This is a genomic window from Methylobacterium oxalidis (assembly GCF_007992195.1).
Lineage (GTDB): Bacteria > Pseudomonadota > Alphaproteobacteria > Rhizobiales > Beijerinckiaceae > Methylobacterium > Methylobacterium oxalidis.
The window spans coordinates 1-24923 of the sequence record NZ_BJZU01000132.1 but is presented as its reverse complement, the minus strand read 5'-3'; the positions used below and the strand labels follow the sequence as shown (position 1 = coordinate 24923).

The window sequence follows — 24923 nt, the reverse complement described above, 5'->3', positions numbered from 1 at the left end:
GAAGGCCCGAGAGGGTCGCCGAGCGGTCGTTCAGGGCGGAGGCGGTGAAGAAGTTCGTCGGGTTGTCCAGCGCGCTCGCGACCTTCTTGCCGGTCGAGAGGTGGTTCTGGGTGACGCTCTGAAGATTCGCCGTGTCCTGCAGAGAGAGCAGGCTGTTGCGGACCGACGAGTTGAGAGAGATGCCAGCGGACATTGTTGATGCTTCCTGTCTGTATGCATCCTCCTTCATGGAGGACATTTCCGTTGTGACTCGGGGCCTCTTGCGGCCGTGTTAAGCGGAACAGTTAAATTTGTACGATCGTCGACTTTTCCGGCGGGTCGGCGCGGGTCAGGCCCGGCGCTCGACCGCCGAGCCGGGCTTCTGCTGCGGGCCGGCCGCCTCGCTGGCCTCGCGGGCGTAGACTCGGGCCCGCAGCACCACCGCGTCCGGGATCTGGATGACGACGTCGCCGCTCGCCGCGTCGACGACCTGGTAGACGAGGGTCTGGCTCTCCGCGTCGCGGGTGTAGCCGCCGCGCTCCGGGCCCTGCTGCGCGGCCTCCGCGGAGGGGCGCGCCTCGGCGTTCTCGCCGATCGACAGCGAGACGGCGGGGGCGAGGGGGGCCTGCTGCGGCTGGGCGCCCTGGCGGGCGGTCTGTGCCGGGGTGACGGCAGGGGCCGGCGCGACCGGCGGCGGCGTTGCGATGGCTCGGATGTCCATGGACCTGCTCCTCGAGTGAAGCAAACGAGCCTCATCAAGTCGCCAACACCGTTAGCGCCGTGTGAAGTTTCGGGCCGCGGATCGGCCGATTTCCGGGAAGCGTTAAAAGAGAGTCAATGAAATCCGGCCAACCTGCAGAAATAGCTGCTGTCCGAGAACCAAATTCGGTCGATTAGAAAGAAAAAAGCCACTCTTTCCGCCGGACCGAGGCTGTTTCCGACAAGCCGAGCGATTTTTCGAAGGGCGCGCGAAGGAGATCGCGGCGGCGAGGCGCGTCTCGACACAACTGTCGATCGCAAAGATAATCGAAATTACGTCCGGAAATCGTCGCCGCGAGAGCAGACGAGGCGGCCGGCGGGCATCAATACGTCAAGCCCGCCGCCCGTTTGTTCCTGGGCGCTCCGGCGTCGGCGCGGGCTCCGGACACCCGGAGCCCGGCCCCCGCTCACTCGGCGGCGTCGACGTAGAGCTTGCCGCCCTCGGCCAGGAACTCCTCGGACTTCGCCCGCATCCCGGCCTCGCGCTCGGCGCTCGACATGACGGGCGCCGTGTGGATCACCTGCCCGGCCTCCTCCATGGCGAGCACCTCGGCGCGCAGGTCCTGCGTGATCTTCATCGAGCAGAATTTCGGCCCGCACATCGAGCAGAAATGGGCGACCTTGTGGGCGTCCTTCGGCAGGGTCTCGTCGTGGTAGCTGCGCGCCGTGTCCGGATCGAGGGAGAGGTTGAACTGGTCCTCCCACCGGAAGTCGAAGCGGGCGCGGGAGAGGGCGTCGTCGCGCAGCTGCGCGGCCGGATGGCCCTTGGCGAGGTCGGCGGCGTGGGCGGCGATCTTGTAGGTGATCACGCCGACCTTCACGTCGTCGCGGTTGGGCAGGCCGAGATGCTCCTTGGGCGTCACGTAGCAGAGCATCGCCGTGCCGAACCAGCCGATCATGGCGGCGCCGATGCCCGACGTGATGTGGTCGTAGCCCGGCGCCACGTCGGTCGTCAGCGGCCCGAGCGTGTAGAACGGCGCCTCGCCGCACTCGCGAAGCTGCTTCTCCATGTTCACCTTGATCTTGTGCATCGGCACGTGGCCGGGGCCCTCGATCATCACCTGGCAGCCCTTGTCCCAGGCGATCTTGGTGAGCTCGCCCAGCGTCTCGAGCTCGGCGAACTGCGCCGCGTCGTTGGCGTCGGCGATGGAGCCCGGCCGCAGGCCGTCGCCCAGCGAGAACGAGACGTCGTAGGCCCGGCAGATGTCGCAGATCTCGTCGAACCGCTCGTAGAGGAACGATTCCCGGTGCCCGGCGAGGCACCAGCGCGCCATGATCGAGCCGCCGCGGGAGACGATGCCGGTGACGCGCCGGGCGGTGAGCGGCACGTGGGCGAGGCGCACGCCGGCGTGGATCGTGAAGTAGTCGATGCCCTGCTCGGCCTGCTCGATGAGCGTGTCCTTGAAGACCTCCCAGTCGAGCTTGAGCGGGTCGCCGCCCACCTTCTCCAGCGCCTGGTAGATCGGCACGGTGCCGATCGGCACGGGCGCGTTGCGCACGATCCACGAGCGGATGTTGTGGATGTTGCGGCCCGTGGAGAGGTCCATCACCGTGTCGGCGCCCCAGCGGATCGACCAGACCAGCTTCTCCACCTCCTCGGCCGCCGAGGAGGTGACGGCCGAGTTGCCGATGTTGGCGTTGATCTTCACGAGGAAGTTGCGGCCGATCGCCATCGGCTCGAGCTCGGTGTGGTTGATGTTGGCCGGGATGATGGCCCGGCCGCGGGCCACCTCCTCGCGCACGAACTCGGGCGTGATGAAGGGGGGCAGCGACGCGCCGAAGCTCTCGCCGTCGGCGAGCTTGGCCTCGGCCTGCTCCAGCATCGCCTCGCGGCAGAGATTCTCGCGGTGGGCGACGTAGATCATCTCCTCGGTGATGATCCCGGCGCGGGCGAACTCGTACTGCGTCACCATCTGGCCCGGCGCGGCCCGGCGCACGAGGCGCTCGGCCGGGCAGGGGGCGACGAGCTTGTCCGCGCCCACGAAGCCGTTGTCCTCGGGCTTCACCGCGCGGGGCTCCACCGTGGCGTAGCCGCGCTTGGCGATCCAGGGCTCGCGCACGCCGGGCAGGCCGGCACCGAGGTCGATGCGCGCGTCCGCCTCCGTGTAGGGTCCCGACGCGTCGTAGACGCGCACCGGCGCCTCGTTCGGGTCGGTCAGCGCGATCTCGCGGAAGGGCACGCGGATGTCGTCGCGGCCGGCGACGGTCGCGTAGACCTTGCGCGAGCCGGTCACCGGCCCGGTCGTCACGCTCTCGGGGCTGCCGCTGGGAAGGTCTTTGGGTCGGACGGGTGCGTTCATCGTGGATCTCTCCTGGCGTTGGAGCGATCCGAACTCGTCACAGGTCAGAATGGGCGCGGCTGCCGAATCGTCCTGCCGCGAGTTCCCGTCCCTCCGCCGGTATGAGCCGGATCAGGTTCAAGGGTCAGGACGTAGCGCCCTATCTCAGCCCCCTGTCTCGGGGCCCCCCTCGGAACGGTTCAAATCTTTACGGGCCGCGGCCCTTTGTCAATGCGCGCATCGCCGCCTTGGCGGCGGCCCCGCCGAGGACCACCTTGCGCCCGACCGGACCGCATGCGCATCCTCAGCCTTCTCCTCGCCGCCGCCGCAGGGCTCTACGTGCTCGCGGTCGGGCTCCTCGCCGCCTTCCAGCGCACCCTCATCTATCCCGGCGCGTTCGCGGCGCCCCGGGCGCTCGCCGTCGCCGGGCCGCCCGCCGGCACCGAGGCGCTGCGCCTGCGCACCGGGGACGGGGAGACGCTGCACGCCCTCTGGCGCCCGCCGCGGCCGGGCTGCGGCGTCGTCCTCACCTTCCACGGCAACGGCTCGCGGCCGGAGCCGCACGCGGCCCGCTTCGCGGGCGGGCCCTGGGCGGAGCACGGCTGGGGCGTCCTCGCCATCGCCTACCGGGGCTACCCCGGCTCGACCGGCAGCCCGAGCGAGGACGGCCTGATCGCGGACGCGGACGCGGCCTACCGCGAGGCGGCCCGGCGGGCGGCCGGGGCGCCGGTGCTGCTGCACGGCCACTCGCTGGGCGCGGCCGTGGCCGCCGCGCTGGCCCGCACGCACGACGCGGTCGGGCTCTATCTCGAATCGCCCTTCGACTCGATGACCGCGATGGTTCGGCTGCGCTTCCCCCTCGCGCCGCCCTTCCTCCTGCAGGACACCTACCGCAGCGACGAGCGCCTCGCGGGCGCGACGACGCCGATCCTGATCGTGCACGGCCTCTCGGACCCGGTGGTGCCGGTGGCGAGCGGCCGCTCGCTCGCGCGGGCCGCCGGCCCGGCCGCCCGCTTCGAGGCGGTGCCGGGGGACCACGTCTCGATCCTCGGGATCCGGGACGCGGAGGCCGAAGCCCTGTTCCGCGCGCGGGTCGACGCGGCCTGCCGGCCCGTACCGGCGCAATGACGCGCCGCCTCCCGCGCCGGCGCTCGCGCCTCATATGAGGGGCTCCGACACGCGATGGAGACGACGACGTGGGACGACGAGCCCGGCTCTGGAAGGACGACGACCCGACGACCCACGGCATCCGCCCGCCCGAACCCGTCATCTGCCCCCTGTGCGAGCGGGCGATCCCGCCCCGCGCCCGCTCCAGCCTGCACCACCTCACGCCGAAGCTGAAGGGCGGCACCCACAAGGGCACGGTCCGGCTCCACCAGATCTGCCACTCCGCCATCCACGCCCGCTACAGCGAGGCCGAGATCGCCCACCGCCTCTCCGACGTCGACGCGCTGCGCCAGGATCCCGAGATCGGCCGGTTCGTCGCCTGGATCCGCACCAAGCCGGACGACTTCCACGCGGCGACGCGCATGACGCGGGACCGGCGCGGGGCGCGGCGCGAGCGCTAGCCCCGTTTACCGGCCGTTTCGCATGCCACGCGAAGGGCCGGCGGCACGCCAGCCTCCGTTAAGGGCCTTCCGCGAAGGCTGAGACCGCCTGAGTGCGGCGGAGCTTCGAGATGCAGGGGCGGGGATCGTTGGCGGGAACGCCCGAGGAGGCGATGCGGCTCGCCTGGGTCGACGTCGCCAAGGGCCTCTGCATCGTGCTCGTGGTGATGATGCACGCGACCCTCGGCACCGGCGAGGCGATGGGCCGGGAGGGCTTCATGCACCCCGTCGTCGCCTTCGCGCGACCCTTCCGCATCCCCGACTTCTTCCTGCTCTCCGGCCTGTTCCTCGGCCGCGTCATCGACCGCGACTGGCGCCTCTTCGCCGACCGGCGGCTCGTCCACTTCGCCTATTTCTACGGGCTCTGGGTGCTCATCCAGTCGGCCGCCAAATACGGGCAGATCGTGGACGGGGGCGGTCCCGAGGCGTTCCTCGCCCATCTCGGGCAGGCCCTCGTCGAGCCGTACTCGACGCTCTGGTTCATCTATCTGCTCGCCGTCTTCTCCGTCGTCACGAAGCTCGTCCGGCCCGTCCCGCCCGCGCTCCTCCTCGGCCTCGCCGCGCTTCTCCAGGTCGTGCCGGTGGCGACCCCCTCCTACCTCGCGGAGGAGTTCTGCGCCCGCTACGTCTACTTCCTGGGCGGCTACCTCCTCGCCGCCCGCATCTTCGCCCTCGCGGACCTCGCCCGCGCGCGGCCGGGCCTCGCGCTCGGTGCGCTCGGCCTCTGGGCCGGGCTCAACGGCTGGCTCGCCTTCGCGCCGTCGCCGCTGCCGGGCTTCCCGACGCTCGCGAGCCTGCCCGGAATCAGCCTCGCCCTCGGCACGGCCGGCGCCCTCGCCATCGTGGCCGCGGCCGCCCTGCTGACGCGGGCGGGCGGTGCGCTGACCGAGGCCCTGCGCGCCTGCGGGCGCCGCTCGATCGTGATCTACCTCGCCTTCTTCCTGCCGATGGCGGCGACGCGCACGCTCCTCGTGAAGACGGGGCTCATCCCCGATGCCGGCCTCGTCAGCCTGATCGTGACCGCGAGCGCCGTCGTGCTGCCGCTCCTGTTCGAGCGGGCGATCCGCGGGACGGCCCTCGACATCCTGTTCCGGCGTCCCGCCGCCCTCCACATCGCGCCGGCGCCCCGCGCCGCCGCGCCGGCCCTCGGCGCGGCCTGAGATCCCGGCAGCCGGCGCCGGGCCGTCCCGCGAGACGCGAGCGCGCTCAGCCGTACGCCCGCGGCCGCACCAGCCGGTCGAGGAAGTTCGCGATCTCGCGGCGGCGGCAGAGCGGGTCGAGCACCTCCGGGCCGATCCCGTGCCGCCAGGCGAGGTCGGCGCGCTCGCGCGGGGCGCGGTGCAGCGCCTCGAGGTCGTCCGCGTAGTCCTCGACCGCCTCCCGGCTCCGGCAGAACCCGGCCTCGACCACGTCGTCGGCCTGGAGGCGGAGCATGGCGCCGAGATCGTCGAGATCGAGCTCGGGATGGTACTGCGTGCCCCAGAACACGCCCGCGCCGCGGCGGATCTCGATGGCCTGAACGTCGAGGAGGCGGTTGCCCGCCAGCACGGCGGCGCCGGGCGGCGGCGTGATCACCGCATCGAGATGCATGGCCGGCGCGTCGTAGCAGGCCGGCCGGTCGGCGAGCAGCGGGTGCCCGGCGCCGGCTTCCGCCCGCACGATGCCCCGGGCGAAGCCGTACTCCGGCCCGCGCGGGTTGCGCGCCGCCTCGCCCCCCGTCACCGCGGCCGCCACCTGCACGCCCCAGCACGAGCCGAACACCGGCAGGCCCGCATCGAGGGCCGCGCGCATCAGCTCGAGCTGGCGCTCCACCTCCGGGCGCGCCTCGGTGACGTGGAGGGCCGAGCCCGTGAAGATCAGCGCGTCGAACCCCGCGAGGTCGGCGCCCCTCGGCAGGGCGGCCTCCGCGTCGGCGGGGCAGATCAGCGTGCAGGCCGCGTCGGTGGCGAGCACCTTGAGCAGGCCCGCGTAGCTCTGCGCCGAGGTGCGGCCCGTGGCACGGACGTGGTCCTGGCGGCCGTCGCGGGCGTTCCCGTCCGCGACGAGACAGTGCAGCATCTTTTCTCAAGTCCGAAGATGAGGGGGGGGCACCGGCGCGGCCTCGGGCCGGCGCGGCGCGATCGGTGTGGCAGAACGGCCGGGCTTGCGCGGCGTTCCGGGGCCGGGGCACGACGCGACGCCGCAGGCGGCCGCCCACCGTTAACGAAACCCGAATCCGACCGGTTAAGGACCCTTAAACCCGCCGTATTTAGCGTGCCGAACCGGGGCCGCTCGGGTGGTCCGACGCCGCGAGGCGGGGCCGCCCAGGATCAGCCCAGGACAATCGACGGAACCCATGGCGAAGGGACGCGGACGGACAGGCCGGGATGAGCCGAACTTCGACGTGCCGGAAGGGCGCGTCGCGGGTGCGGGCTCCCTCGACCTCCGCCTCTCGCGCGACGATCGGGCAGGGGGCGGCGTGGCGGCAAAGCGCGGGACGGGCGGACAGGATCAGCGCGGACGCCGCGCGGCGCCCGCGGGCGGGCGCCAGGCGCCGCGCCAGCCGGCCAAGCGCCGCGGCTCGTTCCTGGGGCGGCTCGCCTACGCGGGAATCGTGCTCGGGCTGTGGGCCGTGATCGGCGTCGCCGGCCTCGTCGCCTACCACGCCTCGCAGCTCCCGCCGATCGACCAGCTCGCGGTGCCCAAGCGCCCGCCCAACATCGCGATCCTGGCGAGCGACGGCTCGCTGCTGGCCAACCGCGGCGAGACGGGCGGGCGCGTCGTCGGCATCAAGGAACTGCCGCCCTACCTGCCGCGGGCCTTCGTGGCGATCGAGGACCGGCGCTTCTACGGCCATCTCGGCGTCGATCCGGTCGGCATCGCCCGCGCCATCACCCAGAACCTGACCCGCCGCGGCGTCGCGCAGGGCGGCTCGACCCTGACGCAGCAGCTCGCCAAGAACCTGTTCCTGACGCCCGAGCGCTCGGCCTCCCGCAAGATCCAGGAGGCGATCCTGGCCCTGTGGCTGGAGCACAAGTACGCGAAGGACGAGATCCTCGAACTCTACCTGAACCGGGTCTATTTCGGCGCCGGCGCCTACGGCGTCGAGGCGGCGGCGCAGCGCTACTTCGGCAAGCCGGCGAAGAGCGTCAGCCTCGCGGAGGCCGCGATGCTCGGCGGCCTCGTGCAGGCGCCCTCGCGGCTCGCGCCGAACCGCAACCTGCCCGCCGCGCAGGCTCGCGCCGCGCAGGTGCTCGCCGCCATGCAGGAGCTCGGCTTCGCCAAGCCGCAGGACGTGAAGGTGGCGCTGGCGCAGCCGGCCCGGCCCGCGGGCAGCCGCGGCGGCGGCTCGGCCAACTACGTCGCCGACCTCGTGATGGACGTGCTCGACGACTACGTGCCGAAGTTCGACACCGACATCGTCGTGCAGACCACCGTCGACACCGGGCTTCAGGCCGCCGCCGAGAAGGCGCTGGTGGACGAGCTGAACACCAAGGGCGGGCGCTACAACGTCGGCCAGGGCGCCCTCGTCTCGATGCGGCCGGACGGGGCGATCCGCGCGCTGATCGGCGGGCGCGACTACGCGCAGAGCCAGTTCAACCGGGCGACGACGGCCAAGCGCCAGCCCGGCTCGTCCTTCAAGCCCTTCGTCTACCTCGCGGCGGTGGAGCGCGGCGCCACGCCCGACACCGTGCGCGAGGACGCGCCGATCCGCATCGGCAACTGGCAGCCGGAGAACTACTCGCACCAGTACGAGGGCGCGGTCTCCCTGCGCCAGGCGCTGGCGCTCTCCCTCAACACGGTGGCGGTGCGCCTCGGCCAGGAGGTCGGCCCGAAGGCCGTGGTGCAGACGGCGCAACGCCTCGGCATCACCTCGCCGCTGCAGGCGAACGGCTCGATCGCGCTCGGCACCTCGGAGGTGACGCCGCTGGAGATGGTGGGGGCCTACGGCGCCTTCGCCAACGGCGGCACGGGGGTCATCCCCTACGTCGTGGCCAGCGTGAAGAGCGTGGACGGCAAGCCCCTCTACAAGCGGGGCGAGGGCGGCCTCGGCCGCGTGATCGACCCGAACGCGGTCGGCATGATGAACGCCATGATGCACGAGACCTTCGTGAGCGGCACCGCCCGCAAGGGCGACATCGCGGGCTGGGACCTCGCCGGCAAGACCGGCACCAGCCAGGATTTCCGCGACGCCTGGTTCATCGGCTACTCGGGCAGCCTCGTCACCGGGGTCTGGCTCGGCAACGACGACGGCGAGCCGACCAAGAAGGCCTCCGGCGGCAACCTGCCCGTCGAGATCTGGAAGACCTACATGAGCGTCGCCCTGAAGGGGCAGGCGCCGGTGCCGCTGCCCGGCATGAACCGCTGGCGCAGGGCGCCGGAGACCACGGCCTCCGTGGCCTCGGCCGGCGGGCCGGTCGGCGGCCTGCTCGGCACCCTCCTCGGCGAGCCGCAGCCGGCGCCGCAGCCGCGGCAGGCCCCGGCCCAGCGCCCGCGGGGCCCGAGCCAGGACGACCGCAACTTCCTGGAGAAGCTGTTCGGCCTCGGCGAGTAGCGCGCCGTTCAGGATGCGTTGAGCATAGCCGAGGCTTTCCCGCGCCCGCCTGGAAACGGTAGCGGTTCGCACATTTCTCGTTGCTTGAATGTCCCGGCACAACGGGAGGTCGAGGCTGGCTCCATGCGAGCGCGTTGGGTCATTGCCGCCACGGCGCATCTGCAGGATCGCGCCTCGCGCCTGATCGCCATCCTCGGCGTCAGCGTCACGGCCGGGCTCTGCGCGCTCGGCCTCTACCTGATCTGCGACCTGCGCGACGGCGCCTGGCACCAGGCCGAGCAGAACGCGCAGAACCTCCTGAGCCTCATCGAGCAGAGCGTCGCCCGCAACGTCGAGATGTACGACCTCTCGCTGCGGGCGGTGGCCGAGGGCGTCCGGAACCCGCGCATCGCGGCGCTCGACCCGGAGATGCGCCGCCTCGTCCTGTTCGACCGGGCCGCGACGGCGCCCGGCCTCGGCAAGATGTTCGTGACGGACGAGACCGGCCGCATCCTGATCGGCTCCGACCCGTCCGCCTCGACGGAGGCGAACCTCTCCGCCAACCCCGATTTCCAGGCGCTCCGGAACGATCCCGATCTCGGCCTCGCCGTCAGCGGCCCGCGGGTCTCGCGGGTGAGCGGCACGCAGATCATGGCGCTGAGCCGCCGCATCACGAAGCCCGACGGCTCCTTCGGCGGCGTCGTCAGCGGCGCAATCCACCTGCCGTACTTCCGGGCGCTGTTCGAGCGGCTCCACATCGGCCAGGGCAGCGCCATCAACCTGTTCCAGGCTGACGGCACGCTCATCGTGCGGCATCCGCACCTCGCCCACATGGTCGGCCGCAACATCGCGCAGGGCGCGACCTTCCAGCGCTTCCGGCAGGCCCGGCGCGGCGTCATCGTCGAGCGCTCGGCGGTGGACCGGGCGCAGCGGCTCTACGCCTTCGCCCACCTCGCCGACCTGCCGCTGCTCGTCGACGTCGCGGTGAGCGCCGAGAGCATCCGGGCGACCTGGTGGCCGCGGGCGCAGATGGTGATCGCCCTGACCCTCGGCCTCAGCGCCGCGACCTTGAGCCTGACGCTCCTCCTGCAGCGCGAGAACGTGCGGCGGGCCGCCGCCGAGGCGAGCTCCCGCGCGGCGACGGCGGAGCTCGCCACCCTCGCGCTCACGGACAGCCTCACCGGCCTGCCGAACCGGCGGCGCTACGACGAGTTCCTCGCCAAGGAGATGCGCCGTTCCCTGCGCACGCGAACGCCGATCTCGCTCCTCCTCATCGATGCCGACCGCTTCAAGCTCTACAACGACCAGTTCGGCCACCAGCACGGCGACGCGGTGCTGAGGGCGGTGGCCGCCTGCCTGACCCAGCTCGTCGATCCCCTCGACGCCCTGGCCTGCCGCATCGGCGGCGAGGAGTTCGCGGTGGTGCTGCCCGGCGCCGGCACGGCCGAGGCGCGCAGCGTCGCCGAGCGCATCCGCCGCGAGATGGTGCTGCGCCAGATCCCGCACGCCGACGAGGTCGGCGGCGCGGTCACGCTCAGCGTCGGCGGGGCGACCCGCGTGCCGGACGCGGACGACAGCCCGGAGCGGCTGTTCCGCGAGGCCGACGCCGCGCTCTACGAGGCGAAGCGGAGCGGGCGCAACCGGGTGCGGTTCGCCGAGCCCGACGCTCTGCCGGAGACGCGCCAGCGCAGCGCCTGAGGCCCGCCGCGAGCCCGCAGCCTCACAGCATCGGCAGGCTGCTCGGGCGGCGGCCGCGGGGGAACTGGGCGTCGAGGGTGGCGATCTCGTCCTCCGTCAGCGCCACGTCCCGGGCGGACGCGTTCTCCAGCGCCCGCAGCGCGCGGCCGGTCTTGGGGATCGAGAAGGTGCCGTCGAGCCGCGTCAGGAAGGCGAGCGCCACCGCGTGCGGGCTCGTTGCGTGCGCCTCGGCGATGCGCGCGAGCACCTGCCCCCCGGGGCTCGCCGGGTTGGGGAAGTCGCCGCTGCCGAAGGGCGAGTAGCCGACGAGCGCCACCCCGTTGGCGGCGCACCAGGGGATCACCGCGTGCTCGATGGAGCGCTCGCGCAAGTGGTAGAGCACCTGGTTGCAGGCGATCCGGTAGGGGCCGGCGATGCGCAGGGCCGCCTCCAGGTCGTCGACGTCGAAGTTGCTGACGCCCCAGGACAGGATCTTGCCGGCCCGCCGCAGGTCCTCGAAGCCGGCGATCGTCTCCTCCAGCGGGTGGCTGCCCGGCCAGTGCAGCAGGTAGCAGTCGAGCCGGTCGGTGCGAAGCCGCCGCAGCGACTGCTCGCAGGAGCGCGCCACGCCGCGGCGCGTGGCATTGCCGGGCACCACCTTCGAGACGAGGAAGACCTCCTCGCGCAGGCCCTCGATCGCCTCCGCGACGATGGCCTCGGCGTCCCCGTACATCTCCGCCGTGTCGATGTGGGTGAGGCCCGCGTCGACGCCGGCCCGCAGGGCCGCCACCGCGTCCGCAGAGGCGCTCCCGTCGATCCGCCACGTGCCCTGACCGATCACCGAGACCCGCTGTCCCGTGGAGCCGAAGCCGCGCGCGTCCATGCCTGTCTCCTCGCCTTCCGATCGGAGCCGCCGGGGGCCGGACGCTCCGGCGACGGGCGTCGCGAAGCGTCCCGCCGGGCGCGCCGCGCTTCATCCCGCGCCTTATTCGCGCCATCATGGGGGAATGAGCAATGGGCATCGGCGCGCGGCGGCGATATCTTTAGGCCAAGGACGTCCCGTGTTCCCCGCCGTCTCTTCGCCAGTCGTCTCGGCCTCGAGCGAGAACCACCAGGGCGCGGGCCGGCCGGGCGCCGGCGCCCCGCGGAGGGCCGGCTGATGCTGCCGCAGCACCGCTGGTTCTGGGTCCTGATGCTGCTCGCCTGCGGCGGGGCGGGCCTCCTCTACAACGTCATCTTCGCGAACGGCGCGACGCCGCTCGCCGGCCTGACCTACGGGCTCTGCGTCGGGGCGGCGGGCCTCGCCTTCGACCGCGGGCTGATCCTTGCGGGCCTCCAGGCCCGGATGCGGCGGCTGCCCGCGATGCTCTACGTGCCGGCCGCCGAGCTCGCCTACGTGCTGATGATCGCGCTCGGCATCGCCTTCGGCGGCCTCGTGGTCTGGGCCTTCGGGCTCACCGACGACTCGCTGCAGACGGCCGTGAAGATCACGCCGCGCGTCCTCGCCTACTCGCTCGCGGTCTCGGCGCTCCTCGTCTTCGTGGTGCGCATGCGCGACCTCATCGGCGGCGAGGTGTTCGTGAACTTCCTCGTCGGGCGCTACCACAAGCCCGTGCGGGAGGAGCGCATCTTCCTGTTCCTCGACGTGGTCGGCTCCACCGCCTTCGCCGAGACGCACGGGGACCTGCGCGCCCAGGCCTATCTCAGCGCGGTCTTCGCCGCGCTCGCGGAGCCCGTGCGCCGGAACGCCGGCTCGACGGACGACTACATCGGCGACCTCGCCATGATCACCTGGCCGATGGCGCGGGGCCTCAAGGACGCGCGCTGCGTCTCCTGCGTGTTCGACGTGCGCGACCGCATCGAGGCCGAGGCCGAGGCGTGGAAGGCGCGCTTCGGCACCGTGCCGCGCCTGCGGGCGGCCCTCCACGGCGGCTCCGTGGTGACGGCGGAAGTCGGCGTCGACCGGCACAAGATCGCGTATTTCGGGGACGCGGTGAACGTCACCGCCCGCATCGAGTCCCTTTGCCGGCCGCTCAACACCGAGATCCTGATCTCGGAGGACCTGCTCGCCCGCCTCGGCTCGCTGCCGCCCGGCATCACGGCGCGCTCGCTCGGCGCGCACCTCGTGCGCGGGCGCGGCCAGCCGCTCTCGGTGGCGACGCTGGAGCGTGCCGCGCCGCCGCAGGCCGACGGCGCGCCGCTTCCGGCGGAGGGCACCGCGCCCCGCCGCCTCGCCTCGGGCGGCCGCTGATGCCGGAGAGTGCGGGCGGGATCACCGGCAGGTCGAACAGCAGGACTTGGCGCACGCCCCTGCGCCTCGCGATCCGCTTCGGCCTGCCCCTCGTCGGGGTCTTCGTGATCGGCCGCGCCGTGGCGGCCTCGATCGGCGGGAACATCGAGCGCGGGCAGTTCGCCCTCGGCATCCTGCTCATCGCTCTCGGCTTCGCCTCGCGCCTCGTGAGCGGGCGCTAGGGATGGCGGAGATCGCGATCTATCTCGATGCCGACGCCTGCCCGGTGAAGGACGAGACCTACCGCGTCGCCGCCCGCTACGGGCTGCACGTCTTCGTCGTCGCCAACAGCTTCCTGAACCTGCCGCGCGAGCCCTGGATCGAGCGGGTGATCGTCGGCGACGCCCTCGACGCCGCGGACGACTGGATCGCCGAGCGGGCCGGCCCCGGCGCGATCGTCGTCACGGCGGACGTGCCGCTGGCGAGCCGCTGCGTGCGCGCTGGCGCGACCGTGCTCGCCCCGACCGGCAAGCCCTTCACCGACGCCTCGGTGGGCATGGCGCTGGCGACCCGGAACCTGATGCAGGACCTGCGCGAGAGCGCTCTCGTCACTGGCGGCCCGAAGCCGTTCTCCCAGCGCGACCGCTCGGCCTTTCTCGGCGCGCTCGATCAGGCGGTGAACCGGCTGCGCCGGGCCGGCGGGCGATGACCGGCGGTCCGGCCGCGACCGGCCTCAGACGCCCGCGAGCTTCTTCAGCGCCGCGTTGATGCGGTCCTGCCAGCCGGGGCCGTCCTTCTGGAAATGCTCCAGCACGGCGCTGTCGAGGCGCAGCGTCACGCTCTCGCGGACCCCGGGGGCCGCGCGCGGCGCGGCCGGTGCCGGCGCCGGGGCGGGCGCGGCGGGCTTCGTCGTCACCGAGCGGAAGGCGGCCTCGGCGGCCTTGCGCGGATCGCTGGTCCGGCGGCTGCGGTCCATGGCCATCGCCTCACTTGCTCTTGCGTTTCTTGGCGGGCGGGGGCGCTGCGGCGCGCGCCTCGGCGTCGGCCGCTTCCTTGGCGAGGCGCAGGGCGCGCAGCTTGGCGGTGCGCTCATCGACGGCCTTGATCGCGGCGAGGTGCTCGGCCATCGCCTGCGCGCCTTCCTTGGCCATGCGCTGGGCGCGCTCGGCGCGCTCCTCGGCCTTGGTCCGGACGTCCGTGTCCTCGCTCATCGATGTCCTTTCTCGGCGCCTCGTCGGGCGGTGCGGCCGAGCGCGGCCGCGGGGACGAGGCTTCGATCATACCCGCCGGCTGAGGGGGAGGGGGGATGGTGCCGGCGTCCTGCTGTCCGCACACCCGTCCTGCGCTTGCAGGCGGGCGGGATCGGCCCTGTGTAGCACGGACGCTGCGGCCAAGGCGAACGGAGCGCGAAACCGTTCACCATGAATCGCGCGCGGGCCCGTCTCCCGGCTCAGGCCGCGGCCGGGCTCGGCAGGGCGGGCCCGGCGCCGTCCTCGGGCCGCGCCGGCCGCTCGAAGCCCCGGCTCTCCGGCATCAGGACGAGGTAGACGGCGAAGCCGAGCGCCGCGATGCCGGCGAGCGCCAGGAAGGCCGCCGAGAAGCCCGCCGCCACGATGATCACGCCCGCGAGCGAGGCGCTGAACGAGGCGCCGAGCCCCTGCGCGGTCGCCACCGCGCCCTGCGCGACGTTGAAGCGGCCGCTGCCGCGCGTGAGGTCGGCGACGACGATGGGGAACAGCGCGCCGTAGATGCCGGCCCCGATCCCGTCGAGGCACTGGACGGCCACCAGCCAGAACGGGTTGTCGGACAGCGTGTAGAGCACGCCGCGAACGGCGAGCACGCCGAACGCCACGAGGAAGATCGGCTTGCGCCCGATCGCGTCGGCCCTTGCCCCGACGAAGACGGCCACCGGCACCATCACGCACTGCGCGGCCACGATGCAGACGGCGATGAGCGAGGTCGCGTGGTCCTTGCCCGAGATCTTGGTCAGGAGCTGGCCCACCGAGGGCAGCATCGCGGCGTTGGCGAGGTGGAAGGCCGCGCAGAGCCCCGCGAAGAGCAGGAGGTACCTGTTCTGCAGGAGCGTGGCGAGGCCGGAGGGCTGCTCGCAATTCGCGTCCTCGGGGCAGTCGAGGCCGCGGGCGAGGTCGTCGTCGATGGCCTTGGCCGGGATCATCAGCATGGCGCCGATCGAGGCCGCCGCCAGGATCGCCATCAGCCAGAATACCACGATCGGCCCGAAGAAGTAGGCGGTGGAGCCCGCGACCGCTGCCGAGACGGCGTTGCCGGCGTGGTTGAAGCCCTCGTTCCGCCCGATCCGCTTCGAGAACATCTTCGGCCCGACGACGCCGAGCGTGATCGCCGCGAGCGCCGGCGGGAAGATCGCGCCCGCGATGCCGGCGAGCGACTGCGTCGCCGCCACGAGGTAGAAGTTCGAGACGAAGGGCAGGACGAGGCAGCTCAGAGTGACCGCGACCGCCGCCGCGATCACGATCGCGGGCTTCCGCCGCGTCCGGTCGATCAGGGCGCCCGCCGGCGTCTGCGCGATCAGGCCGGCGATGCCCGCGATCGTCATCACGACGCCGATCGTCGCCTCGTTCCAGCCCTGCTCCGGCCCGCGCACGGCGAGCAGGTAGATGGCGAGGTAGGGGCCGAGGCCGTCCCGCACGTCGGCGAGGAAGAAGTTCAGCGCGTCGAGCCCGCGCAGGGCGCGCGCGGAGGGCTCGCGCAGGGGACCGGCCGACGCAGCGGCGGCACTGACATCGGGCATGGTCCGGTCCTCGGGTCGCGGGAAGAGGCCGCGGCCGAGAGGGCCGCAGGCTTCCGAACGCGGCAATGGGCGCGCGGCCCGTCCCGTTCCGCAGACCGGATTAAACTCTTCGTGAGGGCGTGGCCGTTCGCCCGCAGGCCGGGGGCCGCGTCGGCGAGCCCCCGGCCGGTGCGGCATGCCGCGACTACCGGCCCGGGCTGAACCGCAGCGGCACCGTGACCGACAGGGACGAGACGGTGACCCCGGCGGGAGCGGGCGGAAGCGAGCCGCGCACCGCGGCGAGCGCCGCGCTGTCGATCGGGCCGACGCCGCTGCTGCTGGCGAGGCTGGCGCTCGTCACGGCGCCCGCTCGCGTGACCGTGAAGCGCACCACCGCGAGGCCGCCGTCGGTGCCGGCCGCCGCGTTGCGGTTCATGCGGCCGTGGATCGCCGAGCTCAGCATGCCCTGCCACTGGCGCATCGCGTTCGGGTCGTTGCCCTGGGCGGCGCGGCCACCGGAATTCTGCGCCGACGACGAGGCCGAGCTGCGCTGGGCCTGGCCGGCGCTGGCCTGCGCGGCCCGGGCCTTGGCGTCGCGGGCCGCCTTCTCGCGGGCCTCGCGGACGGCCTCGCGGCGCGCCTCCTCGATCTCGGCCTTGCGCTTCGCCTCGCGGATCGCCTTCAGCCGGGCCTCGCGCTCGGCCGCGATCTTGGCGAGATCGGGCTTCGGCTTCGCCTGCTCGACGGGCTTCGCCTGCTCGACGGGCTTCGGCGGCTCGGGCGACTGCGCCAGGAGCGGGGGCGGGGGCGCCAGCGGCTCGGCCTGGGGCGCCGTCGAGGTGATGACCTGGCTCTCGGGCTCCATCGGCACGGCGTCCGGCGGCGGCTCCGTCTGCGCGGTGACCGGCGGCTGCTCGGCGACCTCCGGCGGCTTCTCGGGCACCGTCTCCTCGGGCACGACCTCGGTCACGTCCGGCGGCTTCACCGGCTCGGTCACGTCGGGCGTCTCGACGGGCGTCGGCGGGGGCGGCGCGACCTCGCTCGCCTGCGTCTCGCTCGGCGCCTGGACGTCGGCCTCGGTCATCTGCGGCGCGAGGTCGATCGAGATCTGCTGCTCGCCGGGCGGGGCGGGCGGGTTGAGGCGGTAGAGGGCGATGCCGACGAGCGCGGCGAGGTGAAGCGCCAGCGCGACGAGGAAGGCCGGGACGAGCGGGGACCGCCCGCCCTCGGGATCACCATGGGAGACGAGGGCGCTCATGGGACTAGCGGGCCGCCCCGTTCGCCGGAGCCGCGGGCGCGGCGGGCGCCGCGGCGCCGGGGGCGGAGGGCAGGGCCCCGCCGGGGGACTGCGCGATCAGCGAGACCTTGGTGAAGCCGGCCTGCCCGACGAGGCCCATCACCTCCATGATCTTGCCGTAGGGCACGTCGCGGTCGCCGCGCACCAGCACGACCTGGCTCGGGTCCTCGGCCGCCATCGCGCGCAGGCGCGGCATCAGGCTCTCCTGCGTGAAGATCTCCTTGGCGATCGAGGGGCTTCCGTCCTTGTCGATCGTCACCTCCAGCGGCTTCTTCGCCTGCGCCACCTTGGCGGCCGAGGTCTTCGGCAGCTGCACCGGCACGCCGGTCGTCATCAGCGGCGCGGCCACCATGAAGATGATGAGCAGCACCAGCATCACGTCCACCATGGGCGTGACGTTGATCTCCGACATCGGCGTCGTGTCGAGGCCGTCCTCGTCGTCGCCGCCGCTCGCGCGGATCGAACCCATGCCCATGACTCAGCCCTCCGGGGCTCGGGCGGCGGGTGCTGGCTCACGGCCGCCGCAATACTGCACGTCTCGGCCCGGCCGCGCAGGTGCGGCGGCCGGCCCGTCATCTCGGTGGTGTCGGGTGGCGCCCCGGCGTTACTCGGCGGCGGCGGCCCGGCCGTGCACGCCGCGGTCGCGGGCGAGGCGGTTGCCGAGCACGCCGATGCAGGAGACGAACGCCCCCTGGATGCGGCCCACGTCGTTCGTCAGCTTGTTGTAGGCCATCACCGCGGGGATCGCGACGACGAGGCCGATCGCGGTGGCGAACAGCGCCTCGGCGATGCCCGGCGCCACGACCGCCAGCGAGGTGTCCTGGCTCTTCGCGATCGACGAGAACGAGTTCATGATGCCCCAGACGGTGCCGAACAGGCCGACGAAGGGCGCCGTCGAGCCGGCGGTGGCCAGGAGCGGCAGGCCGCCCTGCAGGCGCTTGATCTCGAGGCCGAGGGCGGCGCGCATGGCGCGCTCGATGCGGTCGCGCCGCTCGGCGCGGGTCTCGGTCGGGTCCTGGTCTCGCCACGCGTCGAGGGCGGCGTTCACGATGTGCGAGGCGATGCCCTTGCGCTCGGCCTCCAGCGCCCCGCCGGACCGCACCAGGGTCTCGAACGCCTTGGCCTGACGCTTGGCGGCGGCGAGCCGCACGAGCTTCTCGAAGACGACGGTCCAGCAGGCGATCGAGGCGACCACCAGAAGGATCATGACGCCCTTCACGATCGGGTCGGCCTGCAGGAAGAGGCCGACGAAGGAGAAATCGTGCACCGCCTCGGCGGCTGCGGGTGTGGGATCCATCACGGGCTCCTCGAACTCTCAAAGGTCTCGCTGCGGGCTTCAGCCCGCGGGCCGCCCGGCCGCGGCCGGACGGAAACGGCGTCCAGGCTCAGCGGTCGAAGGGAACGCTCGCCTTGCTCTCGGTCTCGGTGCGCTCCAGGCAGCCCTCCCGGCTCGCCTCGCCGCCCTCGCAGGAGAGGACGTCGTTGAGCAGCACGCGCCCGATCTTCGGGCAGGCGATCCCCGCGAAATCGAAGATCTTGACGCTGGTCTTCTTCTCCGCGAGCGGGCCGAGCTCGACCGCCACGCGCTTCTGGGCCACGCCCTCCGTGTCGAAGGCGAACAGGTCGACCTTCAGGGATTTGAGGGCGCCCCCGCGGCTGTTGTCCACGAGGACGTAGGTGCGGCAGGCATCGCCCGCCGGCTCCAGCCGGTTGAGCTGGAGCTTGATCGGCGAACCCTTCGCGCCCTCGCCCTCGCCCTGCGCCGAGGCCGGTCCGGCGCCGGGCAGGGCGAGGGTGGCCGCGAGGGCTGCGGCGACGGCGAGACCCGCCGCAGCCCGCATCGGGCGTCGCCCGTTCCGCTCTCCGCCCGCGTCCCCACAACCCATCGCCACCTGCCCGTTACCCGTCACGCTCGGCTCCCCCGCTCCCCGGGCGGCCCGACGCCGCCCTCGCATCGACGAGCGGCCTGGCGCCGCCCTCGCATTCCAGATCGCCGCCCCTCAGTGGAGCGGCGCGCCCCGCGGCCTCTCCGCGTCGGCCGGCTGCAGGCGCAGGGCCGCAGCGTTGATCGTCTCCGCGGCCTCGCGCACCGCCGCGGCGAGGCGCGGCGCCTCGGCCCGTCCGGTGAGCGCGGCCGCCTCACGGCCCAGCGCCTCCCAGTGCCGGCACCGGCCGCGCCGGATCAGCGCGACCAGGGCGCACTCGTTCGCCGTCACCCGGCAGCAGGTGGCCGGCATGAAACTCCAGTCCCCGTCCCGCTCCGCCCTGAGGGCGCGCAGGATGCCGACCACGCCGGCCACGAGCCGTCCGCCCTCCGCCGAGCCGAGCAGCCGCTCCGCCCCATCGAACGCCGCGTCCCAGCAGGCGACGTCGCTCGTCATGTAGCCCGAGGCCACGAACCGGGCGACCGAGAGGGCGAGCACGTCCGCGTCGTCCGCGCAGACCTCCGCCACCTTCAGCATCCTGTCGTTCACGGACGGGATCGACGACCCGCTCATGCGGCCTCCGGTCAAGCGCAAGCCTGCCGGCACGGCCATCGCTGAGGACGCCGGACAACGCTCGTCGCGGAAGTATCCGACGAGACGGGTCGGGATCAAGGTCTGCACTGAATTTCAGAGCAGTTCCAAACTGTTACCGCGGGATTGTGATTCGGTGACTTCAGTCGTTGCCGATTTATCCCGCAGTCGCCTGCGCAAACCTCCCGTTCGCGTGCACCGTGCGCGTGCGGCGGATCGTCCGGCCGCGCCCCGGCCGCGCGGCAACGTCGTGGAGGAGTGCCGCCGGCCCGGCTCGGCCGTGCCCAGAACCCTTGATGCCCGTCCCGCCGCCCTCCATATCGGGGAGGCCGGCGGAGACCCGCCGGTCGGAGCGCTGCAGCCGCGGGCTCCAACGACGAAGTGCCCGCACGGCCGAGAGGCTGGGGCTTCGCAAAGGACTACGACCGACGATGACGCGTCCCTCTCCGTTCGGACACCCGTTCCTTCTCGGCTTCGACGAGATCGAGCAGGCCCTCGACCGGGTCTCGAAGGCGGCGAACGACGGGTATCCGCCCTACAACATCGAGCGCCTTCCGCGCACGGACCAGGAGCCGGAGCGGCTCCGCATCACGCTTGCGGTCGCGGGGTTCACCCACGACCAGCTCGACGTGATGCTGGAGGAGAACCAGCTCGTGGTGCGCGGCCGGCAGGTCGACGAGCGCGAGCGCCAGTTCCTCCACCGCGGCATCGCCGCGCGCCAGTTCCAGCGGGCCTTCCTGCTGGCCGACGGCATGGAGGTGCTCGGCGCGGATCTCTCGAACGGACTCCTCTCGATCGACCTCGTCCGGCCGGAGCCGGAGCGGGTCATCCGCAAGATCGCCATCGCGTCCCGCGACTGACGCGAGGTGCTGTCCAACCCCGGTCGGATGTCGCCTCGGGACTACCGGACCGACCGCTCGCTCTGCCTCTGAAGGAGGGCATGACATGACCGAACTGAACCAGAACCCCCTGACCGCCGCCGATCTCGACCCGGCCGAGTTCAACGCCGCCGACCTGGCGGCCCTCGGCGAGGGCCACATCGCCTACGTCCGGCCGATCCGCTCGGACGACGTGCGGCGATTCTTCCCGCAGGCGCCCGAGCTGACCCCGGGCCTGGAGCTCTTCGCGCTCCTGTCGGCCAGCGGCGCGCCGATCCTGCTCGCCGACTCGCGCGACGTCGTGGTGGCGAACGCGATGGCGCACGACCTGCACACCGTCAGCCTGCACTGAGGCGGCGGACCCGCGGCCCGGCGCGTCCGGGCCGCCGATCGCCTCACGCCGTCTCGGCCACCGCCGCCACCAGCCTGCGGATGTCCTGCGGGCGGGACAGGCGGTGATCCCCGTCCGCGATCAGGGTCAGCACGGTGCCGGCCCTCGGCAGCCGCTCGACGAGGCGGAAGGCGTGCGCGGGCGGCACGTCCGGATCCTCCATCCCCTGCAGGATGTGGACGGGACAGCCGAGATCGATCGGCCCGTCGAGCATGCCGTGGCGGCGCCCGTCCTCGATCAGGTCGAGGGTGATCGGGTCCGGCTCCGGCGCGTAGTCGGTCGGCCGGTACCAGACCCGGTCGCGCGTGAGCGTCTCGCGGACCTCCGGCGGGAACCGGTCCCACATCAGGGTCTCGGTGAAGTCGAGGGCGGGCGCGATCAGGACGAGTCCCGCCGGCGGCGCCTCGCCGCGCTGCCGCCGCGCGCGGGCCGCGAGGCAGGCGATCCAGCCGCCCATCGAGGAGCCGATCAGCACCGGCCGCTCGGCCGCGTAGGCGGCGATCACGGCCTCGGCGTCGGCGAGCCAGGCGGAAATCGTGCCTTCCGCGAAGGTGCCGTCAGAGGCGCCGTGGCCCGAATAGTCGAACCGCACCAGCCGGCGGCCGGCCGTCTCGGCCCAGGAATCCACCGCCATCGCCTTGGTGGCGCCCATGTCGGAGCGGAAGCCCCCGAGCCAGACGACCGGCGGCCCGGCGCCCTCGCGCACCCGCACGGCGATGCGCCGGGGCGGGCCCGCGATCTCGACGGTGATGAAGGCGGTCTCGGCCGAAGGGTCGCGCGCGTCTGCCATGATCTCCTCGCCGTCGGGGTCGCCGGCCGCCTTCGTCAGGGGTCGCGAAGGTGACCTGTTGATTGCGGGCATCCACCAATGTCGATGCGGTGCGCAAGGGTTTCGTTTACCCGGACGTTAAGGGGTACAGCGATCCTTGAACCCATGACCGGACATCCCGAGGGCGGCCGCGCCCCGCTACGCCATCCTCCCGTCCCGCCCGGGACGCCCGCACGATGAGCGGCGAGACGCGCCCCGGCCGGACCTTCCCGGCGGAGGTCGGCCCGCTCGCGGGCGCCTGCATCCTCCAGATCATCCCCGAGCTGGAGGCCGGCGGCGCCGAGCGGACCGCGGTCGACGTGGCGGCGGGCCTCGCGGCCGCGGGCGCGCGGCCCCTCGTGGCGACGGAGGGCGGCCGGCTCGTCGGCGAGCTGCAGGCCAAGGGCGGCATCTGGGTGCCGTTCCCGGCCGCCTCGAAGAACCCGCTGGCCATGGCCCTCAACGTCCGCCGCCTGATGGCGGTCTGCCGCCGGGAGGGAGTGAAGCTCATCCACGCCCGCTCGCGGGCGCCCGCCTGGGTGGCGCTCGGCGCGGCGCGCCGCCTCAGGATCCCGTTCGTCACGACCTATCACGGCAGCTATTCGGGCCGGACCGGCGTGAAGGTGCTCTACAACTCGGTGATGGCGCGCGGCGACGCGGTCATCGCCAACTCGCACTACACGGCCGAGCGGATCCGCTCCCTCCACGCCGAGCAGGCGGGCGACCGGGTGGCGGTCATCCACCGCGGCACCGACCTCGCGAGCTTCAACCCCGTTGCGGTCGGCGCGCCGCGGGTCGAGGCCCTGCGCCGGGCCTGGGGCGTCGCCCCGCACGAGCGCGTCATCCTGCTGGCCGCCCGGCTCACCGCCTGGAAGGGGCAGCGGGTGCTGATCGAGGCCGCCGCGCTGATGCGCGCGCGCGGCATCGGCGATTTCGCCGTGGTGCTGGCGGGCGACCCGCAGGGCCGGACGGGCTACGAGCGGGAACTCGACGCGCTGGTCGAGGCGCGCGGCCTCGGCGGCGTCGTGCGCCGGGTCGGCCACTGCCTCGACATGCCGGCGGCCTTCCGGGCCGCCTCGGTGGTGGCCGTGCCCTCGGTCGAGCCGGAGGCGTTCGGGCGCTCGGCGGTGGAGGCGCAGGCGCTCGGCACCCCGGTCGTGGTCTCGGACCTCGGCGCCGTGCCCGAGACGGTGCTGAGCCCGCCCGACGTCGCGCCCGGCCAGCGCACCGGCTGGCGCGTGGCGCCCGGCGACCCGGCGGCGCTCGCGGACGCGCTGGCGGAGGCGATCTCGCTCGGCGCCAGCGCCCGGGACGCGATGGCGCGGCGGGCGCGCGCCCACGTCGAGGCGCATTTCTCGCTGGAGCGCATGGTCGCCGACACGCTCGCCATCTACGCGCGCCTCTTGCAGGCGTGACGGATCGTGCCGATCTCAGGAGTAGACGGCACCGTACAGACGCGGATCGAGGTCGCGCGAGGACTTGCCGAGCGCGCCTGACAGGCGGTCACCGCCTGTGAACCGAGAAAAGCCTCGCGTGTTGACTTGTGAGGCGGATCGGCCAAGGTGTCGCATCCGGGAAAGGCCGGAGCGTTCGGCGGTCAGGGCACCCACTCTCGGTTGCCGCAGGCTGCCGTTTCGTCGTTGCTTGAGGAGAATACAGCCATTCGTAGACCTATGAGAGCCATGCCGGCCCCGCAGAAGGACGGGCCGCGCGCGAACCGGGACATCCGCGGCGTCCGCGAAGTGCAGCTCATCGATGACACCGGCCAGAACCGTGGCATCGTGCCCTTCTTCGACGCCCTGCAGCTTGCCGAAGAGGCTGGCCTCGATCTCGTCGAGATCGCTCCGAATTCCACGCCTCCCGTCTGCAAGTTCCTCGATTACGGGCGCTTCCGCTTCAACGAACAGAAGAAGCAGAACGAGGCCCGCAAGCGGCAGAAGACGGTCGAGGTGAAGGAGATCAAGCTCCGCCCCGGCATCGACAAGCACGATTACGACGTGAAGATGAAGGCCGTGCAGCGCTTCTTCGAGGAGGGCGACAAGGTCAAGATCACGCTGCGCTTCCGCGGCCGCGAGATGGCGCACCAGGATCTCGGCCTGCGCCTCCTGGAGCGCGTCAAGATCGAGACCGCCGAGGTCGCCAAGGTGGAGAGCGAGCCGATGCTCGAAGGCCGCCAGATGATCATGGTGCTCGCCCCGCGCTGAGCGCGGCTCCGCCCGCCTCGCCCGCCGCGTTTTGCCAGCGCGCCGCCTCCACCCGGGGGCGGCGCCTTTTCCTGCGATGGACCCGTTGGCCACCGAGACCACGACCGAAGCGTTCCTGTCCCGGCGGGTGCCGGTCGCCGGCCGGATGCGCCTGATCCACGCGCCGCTCGGCGACGACGCCTTCTCCCGCTACTCGGGCGGCCGCTTCCGACATTTCCGGCAATTCTGCGAGGCGGTGCTGGATCCCGACTCGGTGATGCTCGACGTCGGCGCCAATATCGGCCTCACCGCCCTCGTGGCCGCGGAGACGGCGCGGCGGGGCCGGATCTACGCGATCGAGGCGGCGCCTCGGAACTTCGCGGCGCTCACCCGCAACGTCTACGAGCACGGCGCCTCGGTGATCCGCCCGCTCCACTGCGCGGTGGGCCCCGAGACCGGCACCGTGCCGTTCTTCGATCATTCCGCCTTCGGCTACGTGGTGGCCGACGCCAACATGGCCGCGGTGCCGAGCACGCCGGTGCCGATGCGCCGGCTCGACGACATCGCCGCCGAGGTCGGGCTCGCGCGGCTCGACGCGATCAAAATCGACATCGAGGGGTTCGAGCAGGAGGCGCTCACGGGCGCGGCCGGCACCCTCGCCCGGTTCCAGCCGGTGGTGATGCTGGAGTTCAACTCCTGGTGCCAGATCGCGTCCTACGACAAGAGCCCGCGCCGCTTCCTCGAGTGGCTGCTCGACACCTTCCCGCTTCTCTACATCTGGCGCGACGGGCGCCTGACCGACGTGCGCCGCCTCGGCGTCTACGAGTTCCTGCACCTCAACCTGACGCGCCACCGCTGCAACACGGACCTGATCGCCGCCTACGCGCCCGACCGCCTGGCCCGGCTGGAGGCCCTCTCGGCGCAGGGCGGCCTCGCGGGGATCCGGCGCAGGCTCGGCTTCTAGGGTCACGGACGCCCACCTCTCCCGTCCGGGATGAGGGACCGAGCTTCATCATTTCAGCGCCGCGCAGGCGAAGCCGGCGCTCCACCTCTCCCG

26 protein-coding genes, 1 pseudogene and 1 riboswitch are annotated in these 24923 nt (G+C 72.8%); of the genes and pseudogenes, 13 read left to right on the top strand and 14 right to left on the bottom strand.

Translation table 11 applies throughout. The features are described 5' to 3' along the window. The 3 genes and pseudogenes from MOX02_RS24815 to thiC form a co-directional block, all read right to left on the bottom strand. Positions 1–193, bottom strand: a pseudogene (locus MOX02_RS24815) (flagellin); the annotation flags it as partial. A gap of 135 nt (positions 194–328) precedes the next feature. Next, on the bottom strand, positions 329–700 hold the full coding sequence (locus MOX02_RS24810; RefSeq protein ID WP_147028502.1) for a hypothetical protein: 372 nt from the start codon (positions 698–700) through the stop codon (positions 329–331). 445 nt (positions 701–1145) lie between these two features. Then, on the bottom strand, positions 1146–3038 hold the full coding sequence (thiC, locus tag MOX02_RS24805; protein WP_147028501.1) for a phosphomethylpyrimidine synthase ThiC: 1893 nt from the start codon (positions 3036–3038) through the stop codon (positions 1146–1148). Between the two features lie 71 nt (positions 3039–3109). Then, positions 3110–3218: riboswitch (TPP riboswitch) on the bottom strand. A gap of 93 nt (positions 3219–3311) precedes the next feature. Between thiC and MOX02_RS24800 the strand changes: the two genes are divergently transcribed. From MOX02_RS24800 to MOX02_RS24790, 3 genes are all read left to right on the top strand, one after another. Next, on the top strand, positions 3312–4145 hold the full coding sequence (locus tag MOX02_RS24800; protein WP_147028500.1) for an alpha/beta hydrolase: 834 nt from the start codon (positions 3312–3314) through the stop codon (positions 4143–4145). Between the two features lie 68 nt (positions 4146–4213). After that, positions 4214–4585 (top strand): restriction endonuclease, encoded by a 372-nt coding sequence (locus tag MOX02_RS24795; RefSeq protein ID WP_147028499.1) that lies wholly within the window; start codon positions 4214–4216, stop codon positions 4583–4585. 110 nt (positions 4586–4695) lie between these two features. Continuing rightward, a complete protein-coding gene (locus MOX02_RS24790; RefSeq protein WP_174804966.1) occupies positions 4696–5784 on the top strand; it encodes an acyltransferase family protein in 1089 nt (362 codons plus the stop codon). Positions 5785–5830: 46 nt separating this feature from the next. Here the strand turns inward: MOX02_RS24790 and MOX02_RS24785 are convergent, their stop codons facing one another. Then, the gene (locus MOX02_RS24785) at positions 5831–6682 is read right to left on the bottom strand and encodes a type 1 glutamine amidotransferase (RefSeq protein ID WP_147028498.1); all 852 of its coding nucleotides are present in this window, start codon (positions 6680–6682) and stop codon (positions 5831–5833) included. A 277-nt stretch (positions 6683–6959) separates the two neighbouring features. Between MOX02_RS24785 and MOX02_RS24780 the strand changes: the two genes are divergently transcribed. Together MOX02_RS24780 and MOX02_RS24775 are read left to right on the top strand one after the other, a co-directional pair. Beyond that, positions 6960–9158, top strand: coding sequence for a transglycosylase domain-containing protein (locus MOX02_RS24780; RefSeq protein WP_147028497.1), 2199 nt, complete (start codon positions 6960–6962; stop codon positions 9156–9158). A 123-nt stretch (positions 9159–9281) separates the two neighbouring features. Next, positions 9282–10835, top strand: a complete 1554-nt coding sequence (locus tag MOX02_RS24775; RefSeq protein WP_147028496.1) for a GGDEF domain-containing protein — start codon at positions 9282–9284, stop codon at positions 10833–10835. A gap of 22 nt (positions 10836–10857) precedes the next feature. Here the strand turns inward: MOX02_RS24775 and MOX02_RS24770 are convergent, their stop codons facing one another. Beyond that, a complete protein-coding gene (locus tag MOX02_RS24770; RefSeq protein ID WP_147028495.1) occupies positions 10858–11697 on the bottom strand; it encodes an aldo/keto reductase in 840 nt (279 codons plus the stop codon). 276 nt (positions 11698–11973) lie between these two features. On the opposite strand from MOX02_RS24770, the gene MOX02_RS24765 reads away from it, so the two are divergent. From MOX02_RS24765 to MOX02_RS24755, 3 genes are read left to right on the top strand one after another with little or no spacing between them, the layout of a single operon-like run. Beyond that, entirely contained in the window at positions 11974–13065 is a 1092-nt protein-coding gene (locus MOX02_RS24765) for an adenylate/guanylate cyclase domain-containing protein (RefSeq protein WP_147028494.1), read from the top strand. Continuing rightward, positions 13065–13286: a hypothetical protein gene (locus MOX02_RS24760; protein ID WP_147028493.1), complete on the top strand. Its 222-nt coding sequence runs from the start codon at positions 13065–13067 to the stop codon at positions 13284–13286. The genes MOX02_RS24765 and MOX02_RS24760 overlap by 1 nt, the downstream gene beginning before the upstream one ends. A 2-nt stretch (positions 13287–13288) precedes the next feature. Continuing rightward, positions 13289–13753 carry a YaiI/YqxD family protein gene (locus MOX02_RS24755; protein WP_147028492.1) on the top strand — a complete coding sequence of 155 codons (465 nt, stop codon included), beginning with the start codon at positions 13289–13291 and terminating at the stop codon, positions 13751–13753. A gap of 24 nt (positions 13754–13777) precedes the next feature. Here the strand turns inward: MOX02_RS24755 and MOX02_RS24750 are convergent, their stop codons facing one another. The 8 genes from MOX02_RS24750 to MOX02_RS24715 form a co-directional block, all read right to left on the bottom strand. Beyond that, positions 13778–14026, bottom strand: coding sequence for a BrnA antitoxin family protein (locus tag MOX02_RS24750; protein ID WP_147028491.1), 249 nt, complete (start codon positions 14024–14026; stop codon positions 13778–13780). 4 nt (positions 14027–14030) lie between these two features. Continuing rightward, a complete protein-coding gene (locus MOX02_RS24745; RefSeq protein ID WP_147028490.1) occupies positions 14031–14255 on the bottom strand; it encodes a hypothetical protein in 225 nt (74 codons plus the stop codon). A gap of 239 nt (positions 14256–14494) precedes the next feature. Then, positions 14495–15814: an MFS transporter gene (locus tag MOX02_RS24740; RefSeq protein WP_147028489.1), complete on the bottom strand. Its 1320-nt coding sequence runs from the start codon at positions 15812–15814 to the stop codon at positions 14495–14497. A gap of 184 nt (positions 15815–15998) precedes the next feature. Next, entirely contained in the window at positions 15999–17051 is a 1053-nt protein-coding gene (locus tag MOX02_RS24735; RefSeq protein ID WP_147028488.1) for an energy transducer TonB family protein, read from the bottom strand. Positions 17052–17055: 4 nt separating this feature from the next. Then, a complete protein-coding gene (gene tolR, locus MOX02_RS24730) occupies positions 17056–17565 on the bottom strand; it encodes a protein TolR (RefSeq protein ID WP_147028487.1) in 510 nt (169 codons plus the stop codon). 129 nt (positions 17566–17694) lie between these two features. Beyond that, on the bottom strand, positions 17695–18387 hold the full coding sequence (locus MOX02_RS24725; protein WP_147028486.1) for a MotA/TolQ/ExbB proton channel family protein: 693 nt from the start codon (positions 18385–18387) through the stop codon (positions 17695–17697). Between the two features lie 88 nt (positions 18388–18475). Further along, positions 18476–18931 carry a Tat pathway signal protein gene (locus tag MOX02_RS24720; RefSeq protein ID WP_147028504.1) on the bottom strand — a complete coding sequence of 152 codons (456 nt, stop codon included), beginning with the start codon at positions 18929–18931 and terminating at the stop codon, positions 18476–18478. 159 nt (positions 18932–19090) lie between these two features. Continuing rightward, positions 19091–19588, bottom strand: a complete 498-nt coding sequence (locus MOX02_RS24715) for a hypothetical protein (protein ID WP_174804965.1) — start codon at positions 19586–19588, stop codon at positions 19091–19093. Between the two features lie 449 nt (positions 19589–20037). On the opposite strand from MOX02_RS24715, the gene MOX02_RS24710 reads away from it, so the two are divergent. Together MOX02_RS24710 and MOX02_RS24705 are read left to right on the top strand one after the other, a co-directional pair. Next, entirely contained in the window at positions 20038–20466 is a 429-nt protein-coding gene (locus MOX02_RS24710; protein WP_147028485.1) for an Hsp20 family protein, read from the top strand. Between the two features lie 85 nt (positions 20467–20551). Next, positions 20552–20836, top strand: a complete 285-nt coding sequence (locus MOX02_RS24705; protein WP_147028484.1) for a BQ00720 family protein — start codon at positions 20552–20554, stop codon at positions 20834–20836. 43 nt (positions 20837–20879) lie between these two features. On the opposite strand, the gene MOX02_RS24700 is transcribed toward MOX02_RS24705, so the two are convergent. Further along, positions 20880–21665 (bottom strand): alpha/beta fold hydrolase, encoded by a 786-nt coding sequence (locus MOX02_RS24700; RefSeq protein WP_147028483.1) that lies wholly within the window; start codon positions 21663–21665, stop codon positions 20880–20882. 215 nt (positions 21666–21880) lie between these two features. On the opposite strand from MOX02_RS24700, the gene MOX02_RS24695 reads away from it, so the two are divergent. The 3 genes from MOX02_RS24695 to MOX02_RS24685 all read left to right on the top strand — a co-directional run bounded on the left by MOX02_RS24695 (position 21881) and on the right by MOX02_RS24685 (position 24830). Continuing rightward, entirely contained in the window at positions 21881–23098 is a 1218-nt protein-coding gene (locus MOX02_RS24695; RefSeq protein ID WP_147028482.1) for a glycosyltransferase family 4 protein, read from the top strand. Positions 23099–23365: 267 nt separating this feature from the next. Continuing rightward, positions 23366–23887, top strand: a complete 522-nt coding sequence (infC, locus tag MOX02_RS24690; RefSeq protein WP_238179248.1) for a translation initiation factor IF-3 — start codon at positions 23366–23368, stop codon at positions 23885–23887. A gap of 85 nt (positions 23888–23972) precedes the next feature. After that, on the top strand, positions 23973–24830 hold the full coding sequence (locus MOX02_RS24685; protein WP_170267982.1) for an FkbM family methyltransferase: 858 nt from the start codon (positions 23973–23975) through the stop codon (positions 24828–24830). Positions 24831–24923 lie beyond the last annotated feature (93 nt).